General features: G+C 48.6%; 22 protein-coding genes and 1 pseudogene. 12 read left to right on the top strand and 11 right to left on the bottom strand.

The features are described from left to right. The first annotated feature begins 4 nt into the window (after positions 1 to 4). The 7 genes from W01_RS09390 to W01_RS09360 all read left to right on the top strand — a co-directional run bounded on the left by W01_RS09390 (position 5) and on the right by W01_RS09360 (position 9746). On the top strand, positions 5 to 2560 hold the full coding sequence (locus W01_RS09390) for a cytochrome c (RefSeq protein WP_173054114.1): 2556 nt from the start codon (positions 5 to 7) through the stop codon (positions 2558 to 2560). Between the two features lie 10 nt (positions 2561 to 2570). Then, complete coding sequence (locus tag W01_RS09385; protein WP_173054112.1) at positions 2571 to 3416, top strand: hypothetical protein; 846 nt, start codon at positions 2571 to 2573, stop codon at positions 3414 to 3416. A 25-nt stretch (positions 3417 to 3441) separates the two neighbouring features. Then, entirely contained in the window at positions 3442 to 5427 is a 1986-nt protein-coding gene (locus W01_RS09380; protein WP_173054110.1) for a hypothetical protein, read from the top strand. 20 nt (positions 5428 to 5447) lie between these two features. After that, positions 5448 to 6935, top strand: a complete 1488-nt coding sequence (locus W01_RS09375) for a c-type cytochrome (protein WP_173054108.1) — start codon at positions 5448 to 5450, stop codon at positions 6933 to 6935. A 31-nt stretch (positions 6936 to 6966) separates the two neighbouring features. After that, a complete protein-coding gene (locus W01_RS09370; protein ID WP_173054106.1) occupies positions 6967 to 8424 on the top strand; it encodes a c-type cytochrome in 1458 nt (485 codons plus the stop codon). A 199-nt stretch (positions 8425 to 8623) separates the two neighbouring features. Beyond that, positions 8624 to 8974, top strand: coding sequence for a hypothetical protein (locus W01_RS09365; protein WP_173054104.1), 351 nt, complete (start codon positions 8624 to 8626; stop codon positions 8972 to 8974). Positions 8975 to 8984: 10 nt separating this feature from the next. Next, the gene (locus W01_RS09360) at positions 8985 to 9746 is read left to right on the top strand and encodes a S8 family serine peptidase (protein ID WP_173054102.1); all 762 of its coding nucleotides are present in this window, start codon (positions 8985 to 8987) and stop codon (positions 9744 to 9746) included. 201 nt (positions 9747 to 9947) lie between these two features. On the opposite strand, the gene W01_RS09355 is transcribed toward W01_RS09360, so the two are convergent. The 4 genes and pseudogenes from W01_RS09355 to W01_RS14505 form a co-directional block, all read right to left on the bottom strand. After that, positions 9948 to 10205, bottom strand: coding sequence for a hypothetical protein (locus tag W01_RS09355; protein ID WP_173054100.1), 258 nt, complete (start codon positions 10203 to 10205; stop codon positions 9948 to 9950). A 33-nt stretch (positions 10206 to 10238) separates the two neighbouring features. Continuing rightward, a pseudogene (locus tag W01_RS14205) lies at positions 10239 to 10397 on the bottom strand (acetyl-CoA carboxylase, carboxyltransferase subunit beta); the annotation flags it as partial. Continuing rightward, positions 10391 to 10696, bottom strand: a complete 306-nt coding sequence (locus tag W01_RS09345) for a HigA family addiction module antitoxin (protein WP_173054098.1) — start codon at positions 10694 to 10696, stop codon at positions 10391 to 10393. The gene W01_RS09345 and the pseudogene W01_RS14205, both read right to left, overlap by 7 nt. Before the next feature lie 9 nt (positions 10697 to 10705). Beyond that, positions 10706 to 10885, bottom strand: coding sequence for a type II toxin-antitoxin system RelE/ParE family toxin (locus W01_RS14505; protein WP_320416761.1), 180 nt, complete (start codon positions 10883 to 10885; stop codon positions 10706 to 10708). A 412-nt stretch (positions 10886 to 11297) separates the two neighbouring features. On the opposite strand from W01_RS14505, the gene W01_RS09335 reads away from it, so the two are divergent. After that, on the top strand, positions 11298 to 11924 hold the full coding sequence (locus W01_RS09335; protein WP_242006925.1) for an IS5 family transposase: 627 nt from the start codon (positions 11298 to 11300) through the stop codon (positions 11922 to 11924). A gap of 62 nt (positions 11925 to 11986) precedes the next feature. On the opposite strand, the gene W01_RS09330 is transcribed toward W01_RS09335, so the two are convergent. The 6 genes from W01_RS09330 to W01_RS09305 all read right to left on the bottom strand — a co-directional run bounded on the left by W01_RS09330 (position 11987) and on the right by W01_RS09305 (position 15401). Continuing rightward, positions 11987 to 12400, bottom strand: a complete 414-nt coding sequence (locus W01_RS09330; protein ID WP_173054096.1) for a DUF1641 domain-containing protein — start codon at positions 12398 to 12400, stop codon at positions 11987 to 11989. 16 nt (positions 12401 to 12416) lie between these two features. Beyond that, positions 12417 to 13616: an NAD(P)/FAD-dependent oxidoreductase gene (locus W01_RS09325; RefSeq protein WP_173054094.1), complete on the bottom strand. Its 1200-nt coding sequence runs from the start codon at positions 13614 to 13616 to the stop codon at positions 12417 to 12419. A 99-nt stretch (positions 13617 to 13715) separates the two neighbouring features. Further along, positions 13716 to 13895, bottom strand: coding sequence for a (4Fe-4S)-binding protein (locus tag W01_RS09320; protein ID WP_173054092.1), 180 nt, complete (start codon positions 13893 to 13895; stop codon positions 13716 to 13718). Positions 13896 to 13900: 5 nt separating this feature from the next. Continuing rightward, positions 13901 to 14185: a DUF4242 domain-containing protein gene (locus W01_RS09315; RefSeq protein WP_173054090.1), complete on the bottom strand. Its 285-nt coding sequence runs from the start codon at positions 14183 to 14185 to the stop codon at positions 13901 to 13903. A 123-nt stretch (positions 14186 to 14308) separates the two neighbouring features. Further along, entirely contained in the window at positions 14309 to 14704 is a 396-nt protein-coding gene (locus tag W01_RS09310; protein ID WP_173054088.1) for a rhodanese-like domain-containing protein, read from the bottom strand. A 109-nt stretch (positions 14705 to 14813) separates the two neighbouring features. Next, positions 14814 to 15401 (bottom strand): TetR/AcrR family transcriptional regulator, encoded by a 588-nt coding sequence (locus tag W01_RS09305; protein ID WP_173054086.1) that lies wholly within the window; start codon positions 15399 to 15401, stop codon positions 14814 to 14816. A gap of 375 nt (positions 15402 to 15776) precedes the next feature. Between W01_RS09305 and W01_RS09300 the strand changes: the two genes are divergently transcribed. The 3 genes from W01_RS09300 to W01_RS09290 all read left to right on the top strand — a co-directional run bounded on the left by W01_RS09300 (position 15777) and on the right by W01_RS09290 (position 20269). After that, a complete protein-coding gene (locus W01_RS09300) occupies positions 15777 to 18746 on the top strand; it encodes a hypothetical protein (RefSeq protein ID WP_173054084.1) in 2970 nt (989 codons plus the stop codon). 104 nt (positions 18747 to 18850) lie between these two features. After that, the gene (locus W01_RS09295) at positions 18851 to 19387 is read left to right on the top strand and encodes a hypothetical protein (protein WP_173054082.1); all 537 of its coding nucleotides are present in this window, start codon (positions 18851 to 18853) and stop codon (positions 19385 to 19387) included. A gap of 63 nt (positions 19388 to 19450) precedes the next feature. Further along, entirely contained in the window at positions 19451 to 20269 is an 819-nt protein-coding gene (locus W01_RS09290) for a polysaccharide deacetylase family protein (RefSeq protein ID WP_173054080.1), read from the top strand. A 401-nt stretch (positions 20270 to 20670) separates the two neighbouring features. Here the strand turns inward: W01_RS09290 and W01_RS09285 are convergent, their stop codons facing one another. Beyond that, positions 20671 to 21897: a methyltransferase domain-containing protein gene (locus tag W01_RS09285; protein WP_173054078.1), complete on the bottom strand. Its 1227-nt coding sequence runs from the start codon at positions 21895 to 21897 to the stop codon at positions 20671 to 20673. A 514-nt stretch (positions 21898 to 22411) separates the two neighbouring features. On the opposite strand from W01_RS09285, the gene W01_RS09280 reads away from it, so the two are divergent. Beyond that, complete coding sequence (locus W01_RS09280) at positions 22412 to 24622, top strand: tetratricopeptide repeat protein (RefSeq protein ID WP_173054076.1); 2211 nt, start codon at positions 22412 to 22414, stop codon at positions 24620 to 24622. Positions 24623 to 24632: the final 10 nt, after the last annotated feature.

The raw sequence follows: 24632 nt of genomic DNA, 5'->3' as shown, positions 1-24632 counted from the left end.
GAACATGAAAACATCAATCTGGCTCGCCACCATGGCCGTTGCAGTTATTGCTGCACTAGCGTGGTTCACAAAGCAACCCGAGATAGCTCAGGCAGAGATCGCAACTCAGCCATCCGTTGCACAAGTGCAAGCGCAAGTGCAAATGGTCAGTCAACAAAACAGCGCCTATACCGATAATGAATTTCATTCTGGCGAAGTGGGCCTCAGTCCGAGTGCGCGTGCGGGACGGGAAATATGGTTTAAGGCGACCGCGGGCAACGAGCGTTTTCATACGTACACTTTTCAGCAGCGCGTTGGCGTATTAATTGATTGGTTCCGGGTGCTGCGCGGTGACCAGCGCGAACAGCGTTTTCAAACATGGGGACTAATTAATGATCCCGGCTGCTGCACCCCGGGCAGTCCAAATTGCCCAGCCAAAAGTCGAGAAGAAACCTATGGTTTTGATTGGTGCCCGGGTGATGAGACGCTACTGAAATTTGTCGGTAAGTCTGGCTATCGTGACCCAGCCTGTGATTTCAAGGATGCACCCGCCGAATCTGCCGACCCCAAAGGACATCAGAACGGGCGTGAAGATGCCTGTAATCTGGCCTTTGGTACCTCAACCGGAGCGCTAGGTTTCCGTAAGTTTCCCAATCCAAAATTTGATCCGGTGGCATGGAAAAAACTCAATGGCAGTTTGGGAACATGGGAAGGTTATGACGGTAAAATCAGCAGTGATCCTAAACGTAATGATGCCAAGCTGAGCCGTCTTAGTGATGGTTCCATTGAGCCGCCGTTCCGCATCGGCATGGCATGCGGTGCTTGCCATATTGCTTTTAACCCGGCCAAGCCACCCACTGATCCCGCCCATCCGAAATGGGAAAATATTACTGGCCTGGTTGGCAATCAATACATCCGTATTTCTGAAATCATTGTTTCGGGTATGCCCAGTGACACCTTGGAATGGCAAGTGTTTGCTCACGCGCGTCCCGGCACGTCCGATACTTCTGCTATCCCTACCGATCAGATCAACAACGCGGGCACCATCAATGCGCTGATCAACATTGCCCAGCGCCCGGTTCACGACAATACCCAGGTTCTCCGGTGGCGCAAGGCTGACGCCTGTCCCAGTGGCGCGAAAGAACATGAGTGCTGGTGTGAGCCAAATAAGCCCGGCAAGTGCTGGCAACGCAGCCTCAAGACTGAGGCCGTGCACCATATACTCAAGGGTGGTGAAGACTCAACAGGCGCACTAGGCGCAATCCAGCGCGTGTATTTCAACATCGGTTCGTGCGCAGAAAAGTGCTGGCTGAATCATCTAACCGATCTGCGCCAGCTCGATCCTACCGCGCGCAATTTCGGTCAGACGCCTTTCAGCATTGGCCAGTGCCGTCGCGATTGCCCCAATTTCCGCGCCATAGAAGATCGTTTGCAAGACATTTTGGCCTTCTTTCTATCGCCTGAAAGCGCAGCGGCCGATCTGCAAGCTGCACGGGCAAACATGCACGCATCGAAGGTCGCTTATGGCAAAGATGATTTGACTGTTGATCTTGAGCAAGAATTCGGCAAGGGCGCAGTCAGCCGTGGCCGTACTGTGTTCGCCGCCAATTGTGCGCGTTGCCATTCCAGCAGCAAGGCACCGGCAGAGACGGTGGATTTTCACGCGCTTGATCCCAAGACCGGTTTGCGCGCCGACTGGCTTGGAAACGATGCGCTTGCCCCGGCGTCGGAAATTGGCACGAATCGTTGCCGTGCGCTGCACTCCAATCATATGCAAGGGCATGTATGGGAAGAGTTTGCGTCCGAGAATTACTATGCTCGTCCCGCTGACCCGAATATCCCTGAACAGAACGGTGGCGGGCGTGGTTATTACCGTAATATTTCATTGCTCAATGCATGGGCACATGCTCCGTTCCTGCACAACAATTCGGTAGGGCCTGAGTTATGTGGGAGCAACACCGGATCATACGACTTTTACCGTAACAGCTATGTCGACGCCAGCAAGCCTGGCTACCCCATGCTGTCGCATGATAAAAGCCCGGCCTGCTGGAAATACGACCCCAGTGTGGATGGTCGCTTCAAGCTGTATGTCGCATCGATGAACGATCTGCTCAATCCGTCACAGCGCGTTCCCAAGGCAACCAAGCTCGATCGGGACATTGTGCTCGATGTTGGACCTCGAGTTTGGGACGGGTCTGAAGAAAAGCTTATCGGCTTCTCAGTACGAATTCCTGCAGGATCGACCGCAGGCAAAGTGGGTAATTTTCAGCACAAGGCCTTTATCGCCGATCTGATCGCGGCCAAGCTGCATCCACAGCAGCTCGAAAAAAACTATACCCCGCAATTAGGGGCCGCCAACGCACACCAGCTTGTACTGACCATGCAGGAGACTGCCAACGCCATAGTACATGACCCCGGCAAACTGGTTGACGCAATCAAATCGGCCCGCGCGCGACTGCCGCTGTTGGGTGAGGTGTATTCCTCATGCAATGCGGAAATCGAAAATGACGGCCATCGTTTTGGCGAGGATCTGTCACCCTCCGACAAAAAAGCTCTGATCGCCTTTCTGGCAACGCTTTAAGGAGAATCATATGCGTACCCTGCCTCTACTTATGATTGTTGCCGTTTTGTCATTGTCAGGCTGTGATGGCATTAAAAATCGGTTTGCGGCTAAACCTGATATTTATTATGCGACTTACGGCGAGGGCTATGCCTCGAAGCCCGATCTGGCTCAGCTTGAATATGAGCACCCGTTGTCAGTTAAAGAGCTCGTCAAGGTTACGCCCGAGTATCTCGATACGTTATCACAGGAGCAACTTGACCAGCTCTATGCACGTTTGCCTGCCGGGCCTATCCCCGATGGTGCATTCGACGGCAGTATCGTCTTCCCGAAGGGCAGTAGCGGCAAGCTGCGTCTTGCTGAAATACTTGGCGGTCTGAAAGGCTTGGCAGCACAGTTCAAGGGTAAAAAGCTGGAAATTATTGGTGAGACCTTATGGAAGGGCAAGGTTTTTTACCGTGATGAAAAAGTGCTGCGCAACCGCATCGAGGATCTGGCTATTCTTCGTCCCATTGTCGGTACCGGAGAGATTCCAAAAATCAGTGTCGATGGCCGGGATGCATGGTTGCTGTTCCCGGCTAAATTGTACTGTGGTCAAAGTCTGCTGGATTCCCGGCGCGAGTCCATCATCATTGACTATGCTTTTACCGACGAGCTCCCCGGCTATCGCGAGATGCCGGATTCGCTGGCTGGTCGCAACGGCCTCAAGGTGCGTGATGAAATCCGCATGATACGTCCCGGCCTGTATCTGGGCCGGGCTTATCTAGATCGTGCTTTCGGGCTGAATTTCGTACTTGAAAATAAAACGCTAGCCAAAGCAGGCGAGGCCGATTTTCTTGCCGGTAAAATCGGCCAGGAGTGTTGGTCTGGCACATAGCTGGAGAGTTCGACGGAAGTCTTACATGAACCGGATAACAGGAGGCATCATGGCGTTGCTGTGCTGTTTTAGCATGAGTGTCGCTGCGGATGATGGTGACCTGCCTCCGACAGGTCGCTCTCGCTTTGATTTTTTGATGGGTAATGCGCCCGTGCCATATCCTTTACCGCGTCTTATCGCGCGCATTCGCTCGCAACTCGAAGCATCCGGGGACGGTTTATCACCCCTTAAAATCACGCTGATTCCTTTGGGACGCTCGCTACGACGTTCCGTTGCCGCACCCGATTTTTTCCACTTTCCAAGTGTGGTCGCAGCGGTGGATGGCAACTCCAAAGAAGGTTATATGCCGTTAAAGGACCAGTTGTTTTTAGGCTATAACGAGCGCGCCGAAGCAGTCGAAATTATTAGCTATAACGAACAGGCCGGGCGTTTTGAATTTCAGGTCGTACGTGATTACCGATCCGGCGCGCAGCCGAAAATCTACTATGCGAGCCGCGCCTTATGTCTTGCCTGCCACCAGAATAATGCGCCCATTTTCTCACGTCCATTGTGGGATGAAACGCCTGCCAATCCTGTCATCGCCGCGCGTCTTAAAGCCACGGGACGCGATTTTTATGGTATCCCGCTTTCTGGAACGGATGTCTCCAGCGCTATTGATGCTGCGGCAGAGCGTGCCAATCTGTTCCAGGTATGGTTGCAGATATGGCGCGAAGCATGCAGCAATGCTTGCCGCGCACAATGGCTCGATGCCGCGCTTGCTTATGCCATGTCCGGAAATTTGCCTGAAGCCGATGAATTGAAGTTCGCTGATCTGGAGATGCGCTGGACAAAAACATGGCCGCAAGGTCTCAGTATTCCTGGTTCCAGCATTCCCAATCGCGATCCGTTCGCGACAGTCGTTGAACCCCCCATCAAATCCCAGATCGTGCTGTCTCATCCCGTGGCGGAGCTGGCACAGCTGGCGTACATTCCTGCTCAATTGGAACCGCTTAATCCCCGTCCGCCATTACAACGCTGGACGGCGCCGGATAAAATTAGATTAGTAGCCGGACTGGCCGAATTGTTGAATAAAGCTGACGTGCAAGCATTTGATCGTGCACTGGTAACCCATACCAAGGCGCAGTCGCACACACTCACGCTGCCATGTCGTTTCACACGCAAACCGACACGTGTCGTGTTTAACTGCGCTACCTCAGATCTGCATTTGTCGGGGGTAATTCAAAATGTCGGAAGCAACCTCAGCGGACAGATTGACCGACTGCATGTGGGTCATGCGAAGACTGCACTTGACTTGACCCTCTCTGGCCGGATGACCAAAGCCGGGCAGATCGAGCTGATACCCAGGCGCGGTGCGAGCGGGGTTCGTTTGTCCGACGGGCGCCGCTGGTCATGGCTGCAACTCAACACATTGCGCGCCGATCAAGGCTCCGCAACTCTCACACTGATCGATGATTATGCGGCTGTGCGCTCTGTGTTGCCCCGCTTGCCGTTGATGACGGCAAGCGTTTTTGACGGTAGTCGCGCACTGGCTGAGTTGCAAGCTGAATTAGGCCTGGACAAGCGCGAAGTTTTGGCGCGCGAAACTTTAGCAAACAAACTGCCGCCAGCAAAACTGGAAATCGTTGCACCGCGCAAACTCTCAGGTAGCGCGGCACGTTTTCTACAATACTGCGGACAATGTCATGACAGCACTACTAATTTTCCGCCGAATTTTTTGCACGGCGATGACGCCACCGTCAATACTCGCCTTGATCATTGCGCCGAGCGCATTTTTTATCGCCTAAGCATGTGGCACGTGGCTGAGGCGAAGCGCGGTAAAACCGCCATGCCCCCGATCTCAGCGCTTGCCGCATACGGCTTCGATGCAACAAGCTGGGCAAATTCCGCGCCATTGGCCGATCTGCTCGACGCTGCGCGCCAACGTATCGTCAACCAGGGTGGTCAGCCTGATGCCGTGCTTACGCGGCCTTTCGAACAACTTCGTAGTTGCCTGCCCTCCGTCACTCCATGAACTGAAAGGAAGATTCCCTTATGAAAATCTCCTCCTGTATAGTCTGCCGTATCGGGTTATGGTCCGGCATCATTCTGGTTGCACTTTTGCTGTTGCTCACCGGGTTGCGTTTTTGCCGCGATGAACCTGTCGTGTATGCAGACCCGGTCGAACATTTTAAATACGGTTCTACGGGCGGCGACCGCGTGATGGGTTTCCCCAAACGGGTATTCCGGGCGTTGCCAGAAATCTGCGGCCAATATCTTCCCGGCAAGGGTTATGCGTCACTGGGTATGATTTTTGAGTCTGGTCACGATCTACCGGTCGGCATGAGTCAACGCAGGCATATGGGTATCGACCGCACTTTTCTCAACTGTGCAGTGTGCCATACCTCAACTGTACGTGTGAAAGCGGATGCAAAGCCGATGCTGGTGGTTGGCATGGGCGCCAACACCTTTAATTTGATGGCTTTCGAGAAATTCATCAATAGCTGTATGCGTGACGTGAAATTCAGTGCTGAATATCTGGTACCAGTCATTCAGGCCCAAGCCAGCCAAGAACAGGGTGCTAAGCTTTCTCTGTTGGACCGCTACGTGGTTTACCCTGTTGCTATCGCATTGATGCGCGACCGCGTCACATCTCTTATGCATCGTATGCGCTTCATTGACGCACAGCCGGATTGGGGGCCGGGTCGGGTCGATACCTTCAATTCCGCCAAGGCCGTGTTCAATTTCCCCATAGAACAATTGCCGCATGAGGAGCTGCTGGGCACTGCCGATTTTCCAACTATCTGGAATCAGGGCAAGAAAACCGGCATGCAGTTGCATTGGGATGGCAACAACAATTACGTAGAAGAACGCAATCTCAACGCTGCCTTCGGCACTGGAGCCACTCCGCCCAGTCTGGACCACGCCGCCATGACGCGTATCCAGGCATGGAATGCCAGCGCCACGGCGCCTGCCTTTGGAAAATCTTTCCCCATCGATCCGGTCAAAGCGCAGCACGGCGCAACGATTTATAAGGAATATTGCGCTGCCTGCCACGGCGCAAGCGGCAGCGATTTTTCCGGGGAATATGTCGGTAAAGTCACACCTCTGAAAGAGATCGGCACCGATCCCAACCGGCTTAATTCTTTTACCCCTGTGCTCGCCGAAAACCTGGGCACGCCGTACGCCGGAACGGCCTATAAATTTACGCACTTCCGCAAAACATGGGGTTATGCCAATGCCCCGCTGGACGGTCTGTGGTTGCGCGCACCATATTTACACAATGGCTCCGTGCCCACATTGTGGGATCTGCTGCAACCGGCAAATCAGCGTCCAACGCACTTTTATCGCGGTAATGATCTCTATGATCCGGTGAAATTGGGATTCGCCTCAGACACGGCGAAGGATGGTGATAAATCCTATTTTGCTTACGACACGGAAAAGCCCGGCAACAGCAAGGTGGGTCACACAGGCAAGGCTTACGGAACTGAACTGCCTGATGAAGATAAATGGGCATTGATTGAATACCTTAAAACATTCTGACGTAGGGTATTTTTTTTGAAGGAGAAATATCATGACCAAACTTTGCAAATGCTCTCGTTGGCTGCTCCCACTCGGTATTCTTGCCCTCATTATGGTCGCGGTGCTCGGCTATGTCGGTTGGGATCGTTTCTTCCGCGATTACGGGCAACCGTCTTTTTCCAGCGCGGAGGAGCGCTTCAAGTACGGCTCCATCGGTGCTGAGTTTGATGCCGGCATTCCCTACTGGATTTTCTATGTGCTGCCGCGCATGTTTCCGGAAAAACTGCCGAAGCCGGGTGGCCTTGCCGCGTTTGGCGTGAACTGGGAACAGGGAAAAGAGCTTCCCATCGGTTTTACCAAACGCCGTATCGGTTTTGATCGCGTAGCCAACAACTGCGCTGCTTGTCATGTGGCAAGTTACCGCAAAGCGCATGACGAGAATCCTGTTCTCATCGCCACTGGCCCCAACCATACGCTTGATCTGGAAGCCTTCTTCCGCTTCCTGGTCGATTGTGCGAAAGACCCGCGTTTTAATGCCGACAATTTGATGTCCGAGATCAACGGCGCCGCCAAGCTCGACTGGATCGACCGCATGGCTTACCGCTTCCTTATTATCCCTATCACCAAAAAAAGGCTGCTGGAGCGCGAAGGGCAATTCCAGTGGATCTATCGTCATGACTTTCCAGAATGGGGAAGAGGGCGCGATGATGCGATGAACCTGACCAAGTATTTCATGATCCGCTGGAAAATGGATGACACGTTTGGGCCTACCGACATGCCTTCGGTATGGAATCTGAAAAAATACAAACCTGAGTTGGGCCACCGCATGAACTTTGCCGGTGATTCCCATGACCCGCGCTCGGTCGTTATGGATTCCGCGCTGGGCTTACTAGGCGCTGCACCGCATGACAAAAATGATTTTTTGAAACAGATCGACTGGCTACTTGACTACCTCGGCAACACGCCTGCACCGAAATATCCTTACACCATAGATCTAGTTTTGGCCGCCAAGGGCAAGCCCGTGTTTGATGCAAACTGCATGCAATGCCATGCTTCTGCCCGTGTCGGAACGCGCATTCCCCTTGCAGAAATCGGCACCGACCGCGGACGCATGGATACCTGGAACAGGCAGGCTGCCATCGAAGCAAACAAAGTAGTCAGGGACATGGGTCTTGAACGCAAAGGCTTGGTGGAAGAACCGTTGATTGGTTACGTCGCCCAGTTCCTAGATGGTATCTGGCTGCGCGCGCCTTATCTCCACAACGGCTCCATCCCTTCGCTTAGGGACCTGTTAAAACCGCCCAGCCAGCGGCCGCAGGCATTTTGGCGTGGCTATGATGTTTATGATCCCGCCAATACGGGCTTCATTTCGCAAGGCCCGGAAGCCGAAAGGGCAGGTACGAAATACGACACCAATTTGCGCGGTAACGGCAACATGGGCCACGACTTCGGCACCGGATTGCCAGAGGAGGACAAGAATGCGCTAGTGGAATATTTGAAGACTTTGTAAGGAATGCATCATGGGCAGGGACACCGCAATTAATTCTCACATAAGTGTGGTAATGCACAGATAACACCACGTGTAATCGTGTACCGTTCCAAAAGATGCTAATTATAATAATTGAAAGGTGTGCTGTTTCAATGCGAGACTTAACCCTGTTTTTGGGGGTATCTAATTAAATGTGAATTGCTATATTGGGAGATCCAAAATGGGAACTAGCAATACCCGACCGTCCGTAAGTGTCACCGCGATTATCTGGGTATGCCTGTCACTGATGCTAGTGGGAGCTAGCGTGGCGCTCCTCGATATTGCGGCTGGAAGCTCCATCGCCATCGAGACCAAAGGAATACGCGTATCGGGTTTACACATTGGTCTGGCAGTTTTCGCAATTAGCGCTTGGCTCTTGTCGCGATTAATCTCTAGGCTGGAAAGAGTTCAAGTATTCAGCAAATCAACCAGCACGTACTTCACTCGCCTAACGAGTGCAGGCCCTCGCCCATATCTACTCCTGAGCATGCTCGCCCTTGTGCTTTTGGTTCTGTCCATCGTGTTTCGCTAAGGTTCACAACATGTCATGTCCCGCAGACGATGGATTGCATCTCTTTGGATTTTCCGCTTCCACGAGCGCGATTATGTCCATCGTCAAAGATTCGGAAACTGGAAATTATCTTATGCCCGCGTTTGGAGAGCAAACCAAGGAAGCACTCAAAAGACGGTATGCGAAGCTCTGTCCAAGCGAAGAATGGCTGTTTGAAAGGACATGGCCAGCGATATGGGCACTTTGCGACGGTGCACCGAGTCTCGTGGTCGCAAGCTTGGATTCCGGGGTAATGCGTAGCCACCCTGCGCTGTACAACACGGTTATCGGCACCTTGGATTACACAGGAGAGGGCGCAGAAGATAAGAACGGCCACGGAACGATCTGCGCAATCCTGACCCGAATGTCGCAGTGCCCTTTCGCTGTGCAACTGATTAGCATGAAGGTTTTGAACAGACACGGCGCTGGGAATCGCGAGTTCCTTCTCAACGCTCTGCATGATCTCCCCAGTCTGAAGGGGAAATTCGGAATCGGCCCGCACGAAGCCCATATTCGTTGTGGTGTCTACACTTCGCGCTTCGGAGGACTGCTTGCCTGCGATGGTACCTGCGCCATATGCAAAGCTGCGGAGCTGGCGGCCAATGCTGGAATCTACCTTCAAGTATCCGTAGGGAACGACCCTAACAGAATCGCTTGTCCTGCTTCAGCTGGCGTGAAGCGTGGAGTTCAAGGTATACACGTCCTAACCGAAATCGGAAAGGTATCCCCCGGCCCTCCAATCAACACGTCCTGAATTTTAGTGCGCAGGCCGATGAATTAAAACGATGTCCCACCCGTTAAAACATGCCACTTATTTTGATCCGCATCATCTCTGACCGCTGCCGTAAACACCCATATCTCACCGCATCAGCAGCATGGTCAGGCCCGCTTGAATCCACGTCCTCCACGCGCTTTTGATCCCGTCCAAGGTAAGGGCACAGTCTCCCAGAAGTATTCACATGTCCTGGTGGTATAGGTCGGGTACATCAGGCTTGCCAGCATCAGCCAACAGTCTGCGCATGATATTCCAGCCCGTAAGCCGGTCAGCTTTCTTAGCAGGCATGAACCGCACACCCCCACGCATAAACTCTTGCGCAATTGAACCGGCGCCACTCCCTGTTTTCGCAAAGCAGGCGTCATCGCAAACACCGTTTGGCTTGACGTTCCAACGTTTGCACATCGCGATAATTTCTTCGCTAAAATCAAGGGTCAAGTCTTGACATCACGTATCCGGCCTAATGTTGTGTCAAGACTTGCTCTCCCCTTGTTTAAAATTTGCCCCCTTTGTTTGTTTGCGCATTTCGCGCCGGGCCACGATCATGTTTATCGCCCCATGCTCCAGCAAAAACTCCGCGCGCTGAAAGCCTTACGGCATGGACTCGCGCATCATCTGCTGAATCACGCGCGCATCACCGCGCGCTGCACATGCGGGTGTTTTTTCTTCGCTGCTTGCCACAAATCATAAGATGCCTGCCCGCGCAACCAGCTTTCCGCACTGGGGCCGCCTTCCGGTGTTGCCAGCCAGGCTTCCAGGCGTAAAGCCAGATCAGCGGAGATTCCTGCCCGCTCGTTAATTACGCGCGACAACTGCACTCGGGACATGCCTAACTGTCGTGCAGCCTCTGCCACTGAAATCCCCAGCGCGGGCAATACGTCTTCACGCAAGGTTGCCGCCGGATGCGGTGGATTAAACATCTTTGCCATTTTCACCCCTCAATGATAGTCCTGATAGTTCACCAAAATGGCATCCTCGCCTTCAAACGCGAAAGTTAGCCGCCAATTGCCATTCACCCAAACCGACCAATGGCCTGATAAGTCACCGCTCAACGGGTGCCACTTCCAACCTGGTATGTTCATGTCCGATGCGGTACGCGCATCGGACAACTGCCGCAATTGGCGAGCCAGTTTGGCCGCGTGTGAAGGCTGTATACTGCCTTGCTGCCGTTCTCGAAAAATGCCTCGATGCCTTTATGCCGGAAGGTCTTTATCATGGAGAAAGTGTATCTTGCTATGATACATACGGCAAATAAAAATCAAGGGTACTTCTAATTCAATTTCTCAATCAATAATGAAATATTGAATGGTGTATTGCATCTGCTAATAGCAACGGAGCATATAATTAACAAAATAGTTATTGCCGCTTTGAAGGATAAATTGAATAAGAGCCTGTTCACGATCTTACTGAAATCCGAGACAATGTCCGAATGCGTAAGAAAGAATACCCAAGCGACATCAGCCGCAAGCAGTTCGAGCAGATCAGGCCTTTGCTGGAAAAGGCGCGCACTAGCGCACCAAGCCCCGCACGGTGGACTTGTATGAAGTCTGGAGCGCGGTCCTATACCTGCTCAAGAGCGGCTGCCAGTGGCGAATGCTACCGAGGGAGTTTCCGAAATGGCGCACGGTGCACTCCTACTTTGCCAAGTGGAGCGAGCAGGGCGAGGAAGGAATGAGCCTACTGGAGCGGGCGTTAAAAAAATCAGGTTGGCGTGGCCCGTACGAGACAGGGGCGCAACGCACAGCCGACGCTATTGATTATGGACGTGCAGAGCGTAAAGAACACGGACACGGCGGGTCAGAAGGGTATGCAGTTGCGGTGACCACCGCTGAGGTCACTGATCGGAAAGGCGCCTTGCAGGCGATGGCACGGTGCAAATCAGGCCTTGCGCAGGTTCAACGTGTTCTGGCTGATGGTGGGTATGGAGGCCGACCATTTGCGTTGGCAGTCGATGAAATACTGGGGGCATCGGTGCAGATCGCCAAGCGCAACGAACTGCACACCTTCGCCGTTATCCCAAAGCGTTGGGTGGTTGAGCGCAGCTTCGCCTGGTTGGAGAAATGCAGACGGCTATGGAAGAACTGCGAACGTAAACTCAATACCAGCCTGCAATTCATCCACCTTGCCTTTCTGGTTCTGCTGCTGCGAAGATCGTGAACAGGCTCTTAGGTTTCGTTTCCCTGATTTTCAGCGTAAGTAAGCCCCCTAAAATTTATTGATTAGTCATTTTTCATTTGTTGGCCAATAATGCGCATCGTACCAATAAAAAAATGCAAGGAACGACGAACATCGGGGTCGTTTAGGGAACTGATCAATTGAAACAAACCGGGTGGCTTTTCTAATGCTTCCGTTTGAGCATTCGCCATACGAACAGCATTACCGGCTGTCCAGCCCAGTGCTAAAATTTCCTCGCCTACTTTAGTGGTTTTTTCCAGTGCCGCTTCATCAAGAAATTCGATATTGTCCGATATGATTGACAATAAATCGATGATGTTATTGAACCGACCGGCTTGTACTAATGGGACTGCTTTATCGATTAAGTTCTTAATGCCTCCGATAGTTGCGGAGTCATTAAGGGTCGTATCCGACATAAGCTTTTCTTCAATTATATTTAACTGCTTTTCTTCAGACATAAGAGTTCCCCTTTAATCAAACTATCCCACGCGCAACGGCCCAATAAATACCGCGATTAAACGTTTTACGCATTAATCCCCCGAGCTTGGTAGGTGGTGCGACCTGTACATCATGCTTATAGTCGTACCAGAGTGGCATGCCGGCTTCCAATCCCATTTGAGCGATTGCTTGAACTTTTCCATCATAAATAGCAGAGGTATAACCGCGACGAATTTCCGAAGCGATATTTTCCACGACGACAGGTGACTGGTTATGACAAGTGCCTCCGGCTTTACTAACTGGCAAATCAACGGTATCTCCCATCACATAGACATTATCGGTACCGTACATTTTCAAGGTTTCAAAGTCAGTAGGTAACCAGCCTTCATTATTTTGTGCTTCTGATTTTCCTGAATTAATTACGGCATCTACCGCGCGGATAGGTGGAGTGGCCATTAAAATATCAAATTCCTGGGAGTTTCCTTCCTCCGAATAAGCTATTTTTGCTTCGGGATCAACCTTATCTAAAGTAAAGCCACGTTGATATTTAATGTTTTTACTATCAAAAATGGTAGGCAACACATCGCAGGTTGGTTTCTGTAAAAATAAACAATTACGCAATAATTGAGAGACGGTAGGATAGCTATAAATAATCTCTACACGGTCTCGCACACCTCGTTTACGTAAATAGTCATCAAGCATTAACGTGGTTTCGATAGGGGCAATACCACATTGATGAGGTACGTTAGGGGTTTTGGGGAAATTGACTGTTATAAATATACGACCCTCTTTGATGGTGCGTAATTTTTGAGCGAGTTGTTGAGCCGCTTTAGTCTGATAAAAATGATCTCCTGCCTCTTTCAACCCTTCAATGCGTTCTGGCGCGGGAATACAGCCTGTTGAAATAACAAGATACTCATAATCGTATCGCTTGCCACTTTCACAAAGGACGCGATTTTGCTCAAATTCAAAGCTTTCAACACCATCGACATGAAAAATAATTTCAGGGCGTAATAATGAACGTTGTTTACGGACTAATTCATGGGGATGAAAAGCATTAAAAGCCACATACATATTGGCTGGCTTGTAAATATGGTTGGGGGAATTTGAGAGCATCATAATCTCAATTTCACCATTTAGAATTTCAGGATAAAGCTTCGCGACTAAGTTGTTTGCGGTCATCGTGCCGCCAATCCCGCCACCAACAACGATAATTCGTTTTGCTGTGCTAGTCATAATGACTCCTTTATAGGTTATCAATTAAAGAGTCAACTTGCAGAAGCATACTAATCATAAAGATATAGAGCTAAGTACAAGAAGACTCATTTTAATTAGTTAGTCGATACATTTAAGTGCGCCAGAAGGACATTGATTGACAACTTTAACGACTTCATCGTAAGCCGCTTTATCAGGCTCGGTAATAAATTGTCCGTCTACAATTTTAAATACCTCGGGCAGTGATCTAACACAGTTGCCAGAATGAGTGCATTGTTGTTTATCCCATTGTATTTTCATGGTGTTTAACCTCTGCTATGTTCAGCTGTTGTTGGATTAATCATGGTTTTTATTTCGGCAATAGAGTTTGCCGGAAACTCACCACGTTCTGCATGTGTTTTAATGCTTTGTTTATTGGGTGCAATGTAAATGCAATAGATTTTGTCGTCCGTTACATAACTTTCCACCCACTGAATTTGCGGCCCCATATCGTTCAGAATACAGCAGGATTTTTGTGATATTTGTTGCAACTCTGCTGCGGTTAATTGGCCTGCGTTAGGGATTTCTCGTTCAATAATATATTTAGGCATATTGTCCTCTATGCGGTCATATGACCAGTCATCTCTTGCTGGCTGTTAAAAAAACGATATAGGCCATCATGGCCATATCGCTATAAAAATTAGTTAGTTAAATAGTTTTTAAATGTTTAATGCTTAAGTCTGTGGTGGAATTTTCACGGCTAATTCAGCAGCTTGCCAGGCTGTCATGCCACCATTAATATTCCTGATATTTTTAAAGCCCATTTGTTGCATCGCATCCGCAGCCATGGCAGAGCGCCCCGAACTGGCGCAAAGTAATAACCATTTTTTATCGCGATCCATTAACTCTTCACGACGACCTGCATACTGGCGGTCTGCCGCTGCTTCCAGTATTCCACGAGGAATATTTAACGCGCCCTCGATAGTGCCTAACATAAATTCAGCAGGTTCTCGCACATCGAGTACATAATAGCCTTCATCCAATAGAGATTTAACGTTTAATACATCTATTTCGTGTATTTGCGATTTTGCTTGTTTAACAAAATCCATTAAGGTTTTCTCTTCACTCATATCAAAATCTCATGGTTAATATATGGTCGGTTGTCTTGTTGTTGGTCGTAAAAAAGACCCAAATAACCGACAGTTGTGTTGTTTTGCTTTGTTCTTAAGCTACAGTCAACTAGGCAACAAAATAATCATTCAGTAACGTATCGCAAAACTCTTGCAAAGGTTGCACGGACTGTTCAATTTTCATCCGTAACAACGCACCTTGCCAGTTATTTACCAACAAGTTAGCCATAGTTTCGGCACTCCTATCAGTGCGTACCGTACCCTCTTTTTGTGCTTGCACTAATGCCTTATATTGCAACAACTTGTAGCGTTCAACAGCAGATTTTAGCGCCTGATTGCACAGCTCACTGGTATCACCAATTTCACCTATCAGATTGCCTAATAAACATCCGCCTTTGTATCCATTATTTTCTACTTCAACAATAAGTTCTGCATAGTAATTTTTTAAAGCAGTGAGTGAGTCAATTTGTGGGTGTTGTAGGTGCCTCGTTAATCGCTCGATAAATGGTTCGATATAATGGCTAATGGCTTGAGCAACAAAAATTTCTTTACTATCAAAGTAGCTATAAAAAGAACCTTTAGGCACATGTACGGCGTTTACAATTTCATTAATACCTGTCGCATGATAACCCTGGTTCATTAATAGATAGACGCCCTGGTCGAGTAATTTTGCGCGTTTAGATAACTTGTCGATCATAATTGATGTGAATAATATGACCGGTCATATATTTTGTCAAGAAATATTTTCCTTATTCGCAGTAACAGCAGCAAAACTGACATTCAAAAATACGTCATTTTTACTGTATGAACTTTAATGGGTAATCTAACTTCAAGCAGCATCATGCTGCGTTTTTTCACTTGGGGCTTGAACCGCCCTCTGATTGACGTATCTCATACGAACATTATTTACGAATCGTAAATGGTATTATTTGAAGCGATTAGTTGCACCTTACTATCTTAGGTATTTCGATAATTCTCTGTTGGTTTGTCGAATGTACTTTCTTCAATGTCCGTCACAGAATATCCGTTCCCATGCCCTTTCAGAAGCCATGTCACTAACAAAAGCAATGAAATGATTAGCTACCTTAATAAAAAATTGCTACTAACGGTAATTGTAACTTTGTCAGTTGCCGCGATTGGTGGAGGTGCCACCAGTCTTGTTTGGCCGCAAATAAAAATGGAAATGGCACCGTCAGTCTGCGAAGCGCGTGGCGCGGTTGATACGCCGAAAATAGTGGATTCCACCGGCGAAGCCAGCATTTATATTGAGGGCTGGGCAGCTGATGCTGCCGGAGTAAGCCGTGTTGAAATGTGGGCGAACGGCAAATTGCTTGCCAGTGTCAAGCCGAGTGTCGTCAGAACCGATGTGACTTCAGCCCTTCCGCAATGCAAATTCTCGCCTGTTTCCGGATATACCTTTGCATTTGCGCGCGGCATTATTCCGCCGCATACCGCAGCGTTGGAAGTGCGCGCGGCAAACGGCGCTGGTAAGGTATTTAACGCCGGTCGGGTGCCCGTTGATTTTTCAAAGCCATTTGGGGTATTGGACATAACCGAGCCGATCAAGGCTGATGGTCAAAATTTGATTAGCGGCTGGGCGGTGGGAAGGCGAGAGCCGGTGCAAATACGGGTATTGGCGCAGGAAAAAGAAATGTTGACGTTGTCAGCCAACAATAAGCGAGATGACGTGGCCAAGGTGTTTCCAGCTTGGCCGCAGGCAGCAACCAGTGGTTTCGAGGGAGTGCTGCCAATACATAAGTTGCCGCGCGGCAGTTATCGCCTGAAAATTCTGCTTGAAGATGGCAAAGGACATAACAGCGAAATTGTCGGGCCGCAGGTGATCAACGATCTGCCGTTCGGCAAGATATTGGCGCAGCATGACAAAATGATGTCGCCCGGTGCAATAGAACTGCGCGCCTGGCTGGCCGATGAGCAAGGCATTCGGTCTGCAGAGGTGGAAACTGAAAGTGGTACACCTCTCGGAAAAATGACGCTGACAAAAAAAATGCAGTTGATATCGGCTTTTTCTGACCCCCGCTTTAACCGTGACAAAGCGGGCGATGCGCCGCTCAAGGAAGGTGATTTGTACGATCTGACTGTGCCATTTGCCGTCATACCGTCCGGCTTGCAGCGATTACAGGTGCGCGTGAAGGATAATGCGGACAATGTTGCTGTATTGCCTGGGCCGTTGGTGCTCGATAAAAATTCAACCGCAGGACAAACCTGTTCTGGCAAGAAATTGCGTGTGTTTTATCCCGGCGGGGCGGTGGATTTTCGTAATAATTTTCGCCAGTTGCAGGAATTACGCGATATGGCACAAGGCGGTTGTGTTGAAATCGGTTTCCGCGGGCGCGTTGAATATATGCGTACCACCAAAGGCGAGCAGGCCGATTATATATTTGATTCCAACTTTCCTGAGCACCTGCGCAATCGCAACGACAAAGGTATGACCGGTGAATCCTTGAGTGAGTTATTTGAGACTGCGCTGCGTTTTCGCGCACCGTTGATGATCACACTGGATGGCGGCGTCTGGGCCGATTCCAAGTTTGCCGCGCCGGATTTGGATATTGTCGATATGCTGGAGCAAGACGAGCGCGCCGTGCAATGGAATCAGTTTGGCAAGTCTGAGCCAGACAACGCTCTGAAAGGTTTGGCTGGCGCTGTCGACAGTCCGGAATTGGCACGCATGATGAGCTTGAACCGCTACAATCGCCGCTTTCTTGATTACAAAAAACGTAACCTGCAATCCGCCGTGCGCGAAATTGTCAAATTCGACCAGGCTCATCCCGCCCATCATGTGATGATCAACCTCGACCCGGATGAATATATCAATCCGTGGTTCTACCTGACCCAGTGGTACGACTACAATCCGGACACATTGCGCCAATACCGAGAATGGCTGTTCCACCTCGGCCCTTATGCAAATGGCGGCGAATTAGCCTTTTCTCGACACGAACCCGGGTTGACGCTGGCTGACGCAAACCGCCTCGCCAAGCAATCCTGGAAGGAAGTGGGCGCCATTGAACCACCACGCCTATCCATCGATTACAGCGATCAATGGCAGCAATTATGGACGCAATTCAGGCGTCATCTAGTGGCACGTCATTATGACGACCTCGCTGCCTGGGCAGTAGAAGCAGGCTTGCCGCCAGAGCGCATTTATACCAGCCAAACCTTTATCCAAGCGGATGTCGCAGTAAGTATCACTGATCGTGCCAATGGTTGGAACGATCAGGCGGGGGTGTCGATTGAAGGTGCCAAGCCACGTCAAGGCCATTTGGGTGTGATTTTGTATGGCCCAGCCAGCCGCAACGAAGGTAAGCCGCGTAGCGGTAAGAGCCTGATCGATAACATTCGGCGCGTCGATCCTGAATGGGGCGTGGGAGAATTCCATCCCGCCACGATTGCGTTTCCAGAAAAATTGCCGAATCACACCGAATCCTATGCCACCATGCAGGCGTTAATAAACGGTGGTGCACATTTTCTGTCACCGATGTGGGGTAGTTACGTGGGTGACCGCATAGTGCACCCAAATAACTTCAAGGCCTACGATGCCATGGAAGGTTCGGCCTATGAGTACCAATTCGTCTGGTGGCTACGCGCAATGCAAGCGTGGCCGGTCGGTAGCCTGTTTTACCCGTTTGGCAATAATTTGGTGAAAAGCCATGATGGCTGGACCCCGGCAGCCGGAACACGTCTGATAAGTGGTTATGGAGAATTGCACATGACGGGCGAAGGGGGGCACATTGGTCTGGTTTCACCGCAGTGGGAAATGCGCTATTTGACGGCGCCGACTGAGCTTGTCATAACCGGGAGTTGGCCGCAGCAAACTAGAGCATCAGCTGTATTATTACTGGAGAATGGCGAAAAGCTGTCCTGCTTACTCCAGTCAGTCGGGCAAAACACGGCACGTTGCCTTTTTCCGGCAGCTCAAAAACGGCAGATGTCGCGCTTGACGTTGGAGTGGCAGCTGCCTGCTGCGCAGCAAAAAGCGGGGGTTAAGGTAAGTGGTGTAGCGCTTAAGCTTGTTGAGTCTCGTTGATTTCATGCACTCTGCCATGTATCGGCTTGAAACCCTTTTTAAGTTCCGCGCTGGTAATTATGTAAGGTTCAGCGCTCTTGTAATCAATAATTCAGAGTTAATGTATGTCTCAGCAAATTCAAACCATTAATACTTTAAGTTTGTCAGACCAGGAGAAACCATTTTTCCGCATATGTATGCAGCAAACGATATCTGAAAATGTGAGAGATTTATTTCGTTTCAAGTTTCACGATTCGCCGCCTGAAGAACCAATTCACTTGGTGGCTTATTACGACAGTAAAGATTTAATTCCTCTTCCCGTATGTTACATCCATTTCTATGAATGGCAGGGTTGCTTGCTATGCGGCGGTGCTTGTGTTGATCAACGTGTTCTCAAAAAAATGAGTCCAGATGAGCGGGTAAGTATGCGCAATGCTGGCGGCGCATATTATTTGTCGTTGTCCACGGCATTTAACCATTTCCAGGACAAAACCTTAGGGGTGTTTGGCTATTGTGGTGATCCATTATCAGAGCGCATTTCTCTTCGCGCTGGGTTTCAAAAAACTCCTTTTAAGTATGTGATTGCATGGTGGAGTTCAACTATGCAAGATACAGGAAAGCTCGCTTTAATCGAAAAGGTTCGTGAACTCGGGCCGTTTTAATTGCGTTATGATTCTGGCGAATAGTCTTTCTCATGCGTATCACACAACTGGATTAGCGCTACCATGACAACACTGATTTTGACGTATCATTCAATGAATGTTGGTGGTAATGAATACTCAAATAACGATCACGTTGCATTGAGTATGGATTTGCGTTTGCTCATGGAGCTAGGCTGGACGATAACGCCATTGAGCACTATCGTTGGTGCGGTAATTCATCGCAAATTGAATCCCGCAAACAAATGGGTTGCTATTACGTTTGACGATGGCTCATGGTTTGATTGGTACGACCTTGATCACCCTACTCACGGACAGCAGAAGAGTATGGCAAACATTTTGCGTGATTTTTCCCGAAGGCATACTGGACGAGGCCAGCCTCCAATAGAAGCAACGTCTTTCGTAATTGCGTCACCACAAGCGCGTGCGCAACTCGAGGTCACTTGTATGGCGGGACATCGCTGGTGGAGTGATGAATGGTGGCAGCAAGCCCACCATGAAGGCGTGATTCGAATTCAAAATCATAGCTGGGATCATAATCACATCACTTTAGATTCGACAGCTGTTTTGCATGAGAAAGGACGATTTTCAGTCGTTTCAACCTATCAAGAGGCTGATACGGAGATTCGGCAAGCGTCCGACTATTTGGACTCTATTTGCGGAGCTGCGACGTCAACAGTTTTTGCTTACCCATATGGTGAAGCTTCTGACTACTTGGTGCGCGAGTATCTTCCTAATCATATGTCAGAACATCGACTCACCGCGGCACTTACAACTGAACCGGAATACGTCACCAACGATTCTAACCGATGGCTAATTCCCCGTTTCGTATGTGGCTGCGATTGGAAGTCAACAGAAGATCTACGTACGATCTTGCAAAGGTAATCGGGTTCGGTATGAGTTCGAAGAGTAGATTGGGTACTGAATGCGCGGGCAACTGCATTTAGGTAGAATCGGAAAACCTCGTAAAGTAATTATTTTTTAATAAAATCGCAATGGTTACTGAATACTGTGCGAAAAGTGCAGTTAAAAGAAGAGGAATACCTCAACCGCATCCGGCGCAAGGATGCGCGCAATCATCCCCTTTCGGCACGACAGGAAAAATGGAACCGTTTAAAGAACGGCAGATGTCGCGTTTGATGCTGCAGTGGCAGCTACTTTCTACGCTGCAAAAAGCGGTGTCAAGATAAGTGACTAGCACTTAAGCTTGTTGACCATCGTTGATTTAATTTGTACAGATATTGCAATATCCTCGAATCAACGACTTCTTTAGGATGTCATTTGTTCTAAGAATTGAGATTTTTTTCTGGTTTTTGAACGGTTATGTAAGGTTCTTCTACAGCCAAGTCCAGAATACTATAGGGCTGTAACGCTGCATCATACTCGACTACTTCGCTGGTTCTGATTGCTGCGCGGATTAAAATGTATCCATAGCTTCGCAATTCTTTTTCAAAATCAGCCAGGCGAATAGGATTAAGCTCTTTGTAAAAACGCCAATAATCTTCATTGGTGACATTAAAACCTGAGCGATCCATGATCGTAGGTTTTGTAGTCATTACCATTTCCTTTAAATCAGCCTCTGGAATGCGTAGATGCAGGTGTGGTGTCGGATCGAATTCGCCCAAGTGACTTCCTATCGCTGAATAGTACAAACCCGGCGCGACGAAAAACAACCCCCCCGGCTTTAACACTCGATAAACTTCATCCAACGTTTTTCGATATCCTCCTGCAATATGTTCAAGCGAACCCCAAGAGATTACAACGTCAAAACTCTCATCGGCATAGGGGATTTCCTCGCAGCTTTGCTGTAAAAAAGTAAAGTTGTCAGGCATTTTTTGTAAAGGCAGGCCATTTTCTTGGCAGACTCTGGGTAATTCTTTTATGTAATCCACAATGTCCAGGGCGACGAGTTCTTGTGGCTGATAGCGCAGAACGATACTCAAATCTGTAATTCCTTCGCCCGCACCGATATCCAAAATTCTGCCATGTAGTTTTTCAGAATTAGCGAGACAAAGTTCTCCAATGACTTTTGCAGCATGACAAAAATGGCGATGGAACCAATTGGTCATACCTTGACGCCATGACAACTGATTTAAACGTGCTTCTGTTTCAGGATGGGTACTCCACGTACCCAACAAAAGTTGCTGTGCTGACTTAATCCCGTTGATAGAAAATAACTGCAATGAATCCGGGGTACGAACCTTGCTTACCGTTCCCCATGAAACCCCAAGTTCATAGTTGCCTGGCGGAAGTGATACGGGCCATTCAAAGTTGAAGCAGAACTCGCCACGTGGCAACCAAGGCAGAAATATTCCACCTAGATGCGTATCAGAAGCCACCAAATAGTTGTCAGCCCCTTCACGACGAATGAATAAGCGCATTACAGGATCAAAAATACATATGTCCCGAATTTGAAGGTTCATCTGAACTTTTATGATCTGTCCTGCTTGATAAATATTAGCAATAGGTTGGACATTTAATTCTGCAGGATCAATGTTGTTTGGTTGATTCATTTGGAGTCTTTGATAAGTTTAATTAAACGGTTTGAGATTGATTCATTGAAATTTAGATAATCACGGCAACGAACTCGGATTGGCGGAGCCAATGCTATTGGCCGTATGTTCGTTGTGCAAAAACAGGTATTAGTTCCGGGGTGCTCAAATAAATCAAAGCTCGCTGTGGAATCTGACGGGACAGCATTTTTGCTATACTGCGTCCTTATTCTCGGCATGTGGTATTGCTTTGATGTCTTATCTAGTCGTGGCTGAGGCGCATTTCGTTTTAGCTTGCAAAAGAGTGCTTCACTCTCTTCCCTTGCTCACACTCGTTGCAAATTATATACGTAATCACCGCTACTCGGAGAATTGAGTATTCAGACTTAATAATTTGCACTTCCCCATCGGCAGCAAAATAGTTGAAGACAGCTGTTTGAGGCACCGGAAGGATTTTGTTGAGAAAGCAGTGGGATGTTGCGTTTAATTAGGATTCACGTCTATGGGTAATTAATGCCGTTTATGTAGATATATCATGCATAAGAAAATCCTTAAGGCATCAAAAATGCAAAATAAAAATCAGCCAGTTTCGATTGGCGCTTCTGATCACCCAGAGGCTCTCTATCAGTTGGGATTGAAGGCTTTTAATTCAAAAAATTTCGAACAGTCAGCAAGTTATTTTAATAAGGCAATACAGGCTGACTCAAAGCAGCCACATTATTGGTTTGCCTTGGGTTTAGTGTCGCAGGCGCAAGGGAAATTTGACGAAGCAGCAGGATATTTTTGTAAGGCACTTGAACTGAATCCAAATTTTGCCCAAGCATATAATCAGTTGGGTACGCTATATCAAATTAAGGGGAGTTTCGATGAGGCGGCTGCTAATTTTAGCCTGGCGTTAAAATTTCTTCCCGATTTCCCCCAAGCTTGGAATAACCTCGGAAATGTATTTAAGTTACAGGGAAAAATTGGCGAGGCAACGGTTGCTTTTCTGGAAGCAGTACGGTTAAAACCAGACTATGTGCTCGCTTACAACAATTTGGGCAACGCATATCAATCACAAGCAAGAGTAGAAGAGGCTGAGAGCTGTTACCGTAAATCCATTGAACTTCAGCCGGATAATATTTATGCTCATTTTGGATTGGGACATGTCCTTATTGTGCAGTGGAAGATGGAAGAGGCCGAGAAAGTATTACGCCGAGCGCTCGTTTTCGATCCAGGTAATATTCAAGTGCTAAACAACTTGGCCTATGCTTTAAAGGAACAGAGCAAGCATGCCGAGGCGACAACCGTTTATCAGCGTGCTTTGTCATTAAAACCCAATGGTTTGAAGGCATTCATCGGCGTTCACTTGGCGTTACCCGCGATTTATTCCAATACCACAGAACTGTTGACGGTACGCAAACGTTACACAGAGAGTCTGAAGGCTTTACGGGATAACACCGAAAATTTCCTTGAAGTAGAACCAAAAGAATTATTGTCAGGATTGAGCTGGGCCAATTTTTATTTGGCTTATCAAGGTCAGGATGATAAATTTTTGCAAGTGGAATATGCACATTTTGTGGCGGATATTCTTCGGGTTGCGGCTCCGGATTTAATGCAGCCCATAAAGCAAGATCCCACAGCCAGCCAACGACGGTTGCGCATTGGTTTTTTGTCGAGTTTTATGCGCGATTGCACCGTCGGATCTTATTTTAAAAGCTGGGTTACTTCTCTTGACAGAGGGAAGTTTGAAATTTATTGCTACTACATTGGGCATATACAGGATCAGGTAACTCAAGAGTTCTCCAATGCTTCTGACAGCTATAAACATCTTGTTGGCGATGTTGGTCATATTGGCAGGGAGGTTAAGAAAGACCAGCTGGATATTTTGATTTATCCAGAAATTGGTATGGATCCGGGGGCATTGGTATTGGCAGCGATGCGCTTGGCACCAATACAATGCGCTGCCTGGGGACATCCGGTAACCACCGGCCATGCCAATATAGATTATTTCTTTTCCAGTGCATTAATGGAGCCAGAAAATGCACAGGCTCACTATAGTGAGCAATTGATATTGTTGGAGGGCATCGGAACGTGCTATTTAAAACCGGTACTTCCTTCTTCCGCCAAGCGCTCAGACTTTTCATTGCCAGAGGAGCGCGTTCTTTATCTTTGCCCGCAGTCGTTATATAAAATTCATCCCGATAACGATAGGCTGATGCTGGAAATTCTGGCACGAAATAAAAATGCTGTACTGGTATTTTTTCAGGCCACTGATATGTCAATTACACGTGCTTTCATGAAGCGGCTCGAAAATGTATTTGATGAAAGCGGGATGGAGAAAAGCGGTCAAATTAAAATTTTGCCGCGCATGGCCCATGAAAATTATTTGCGCGTCAATATGTTGTGTGACGTCATGCTCGATACCCTGCATTGGTCTGGCGGAAATACAACGCTGGATGCGCTGGCCTGCGGTTTACCCGTGGTAACGATGCCAGGCGAATTCATGCGCGGGCGGCAAAGCTACGGTATGTTGAAGTGCATGGGCTTGAATGAGCTAATCGCGCACGATCACAAAGATTATATAGAGATAGCAACCAGACTTGGCACGGATAGCGCTTGGCATCAGCAAGTTGTGCAACATATAAACACAAATAGCGACGTTATCTTTGCTGTGGAGACGCCATTGCGCCAGATGGAGCAATTTTTTGTAGCTGCCTCTAATGCTCGATCATCAAATTTAGATACTGATAACAATTGTAATTAATTAATCATCC

The organism is Candidatus Nitrotoga sp. AM1P, assembly GCF_013168275.1.
Classification (GTDB): Bacteria; Pseudomonadota; Gammaproteobacteria; order Burkholderiales; family Gallionellaceae; genus Nitrotoga.
Note: the sequence above shows the minus strand (reverse complement) of the source record. Positions and strands in the feature narration are given on the sequence as shown.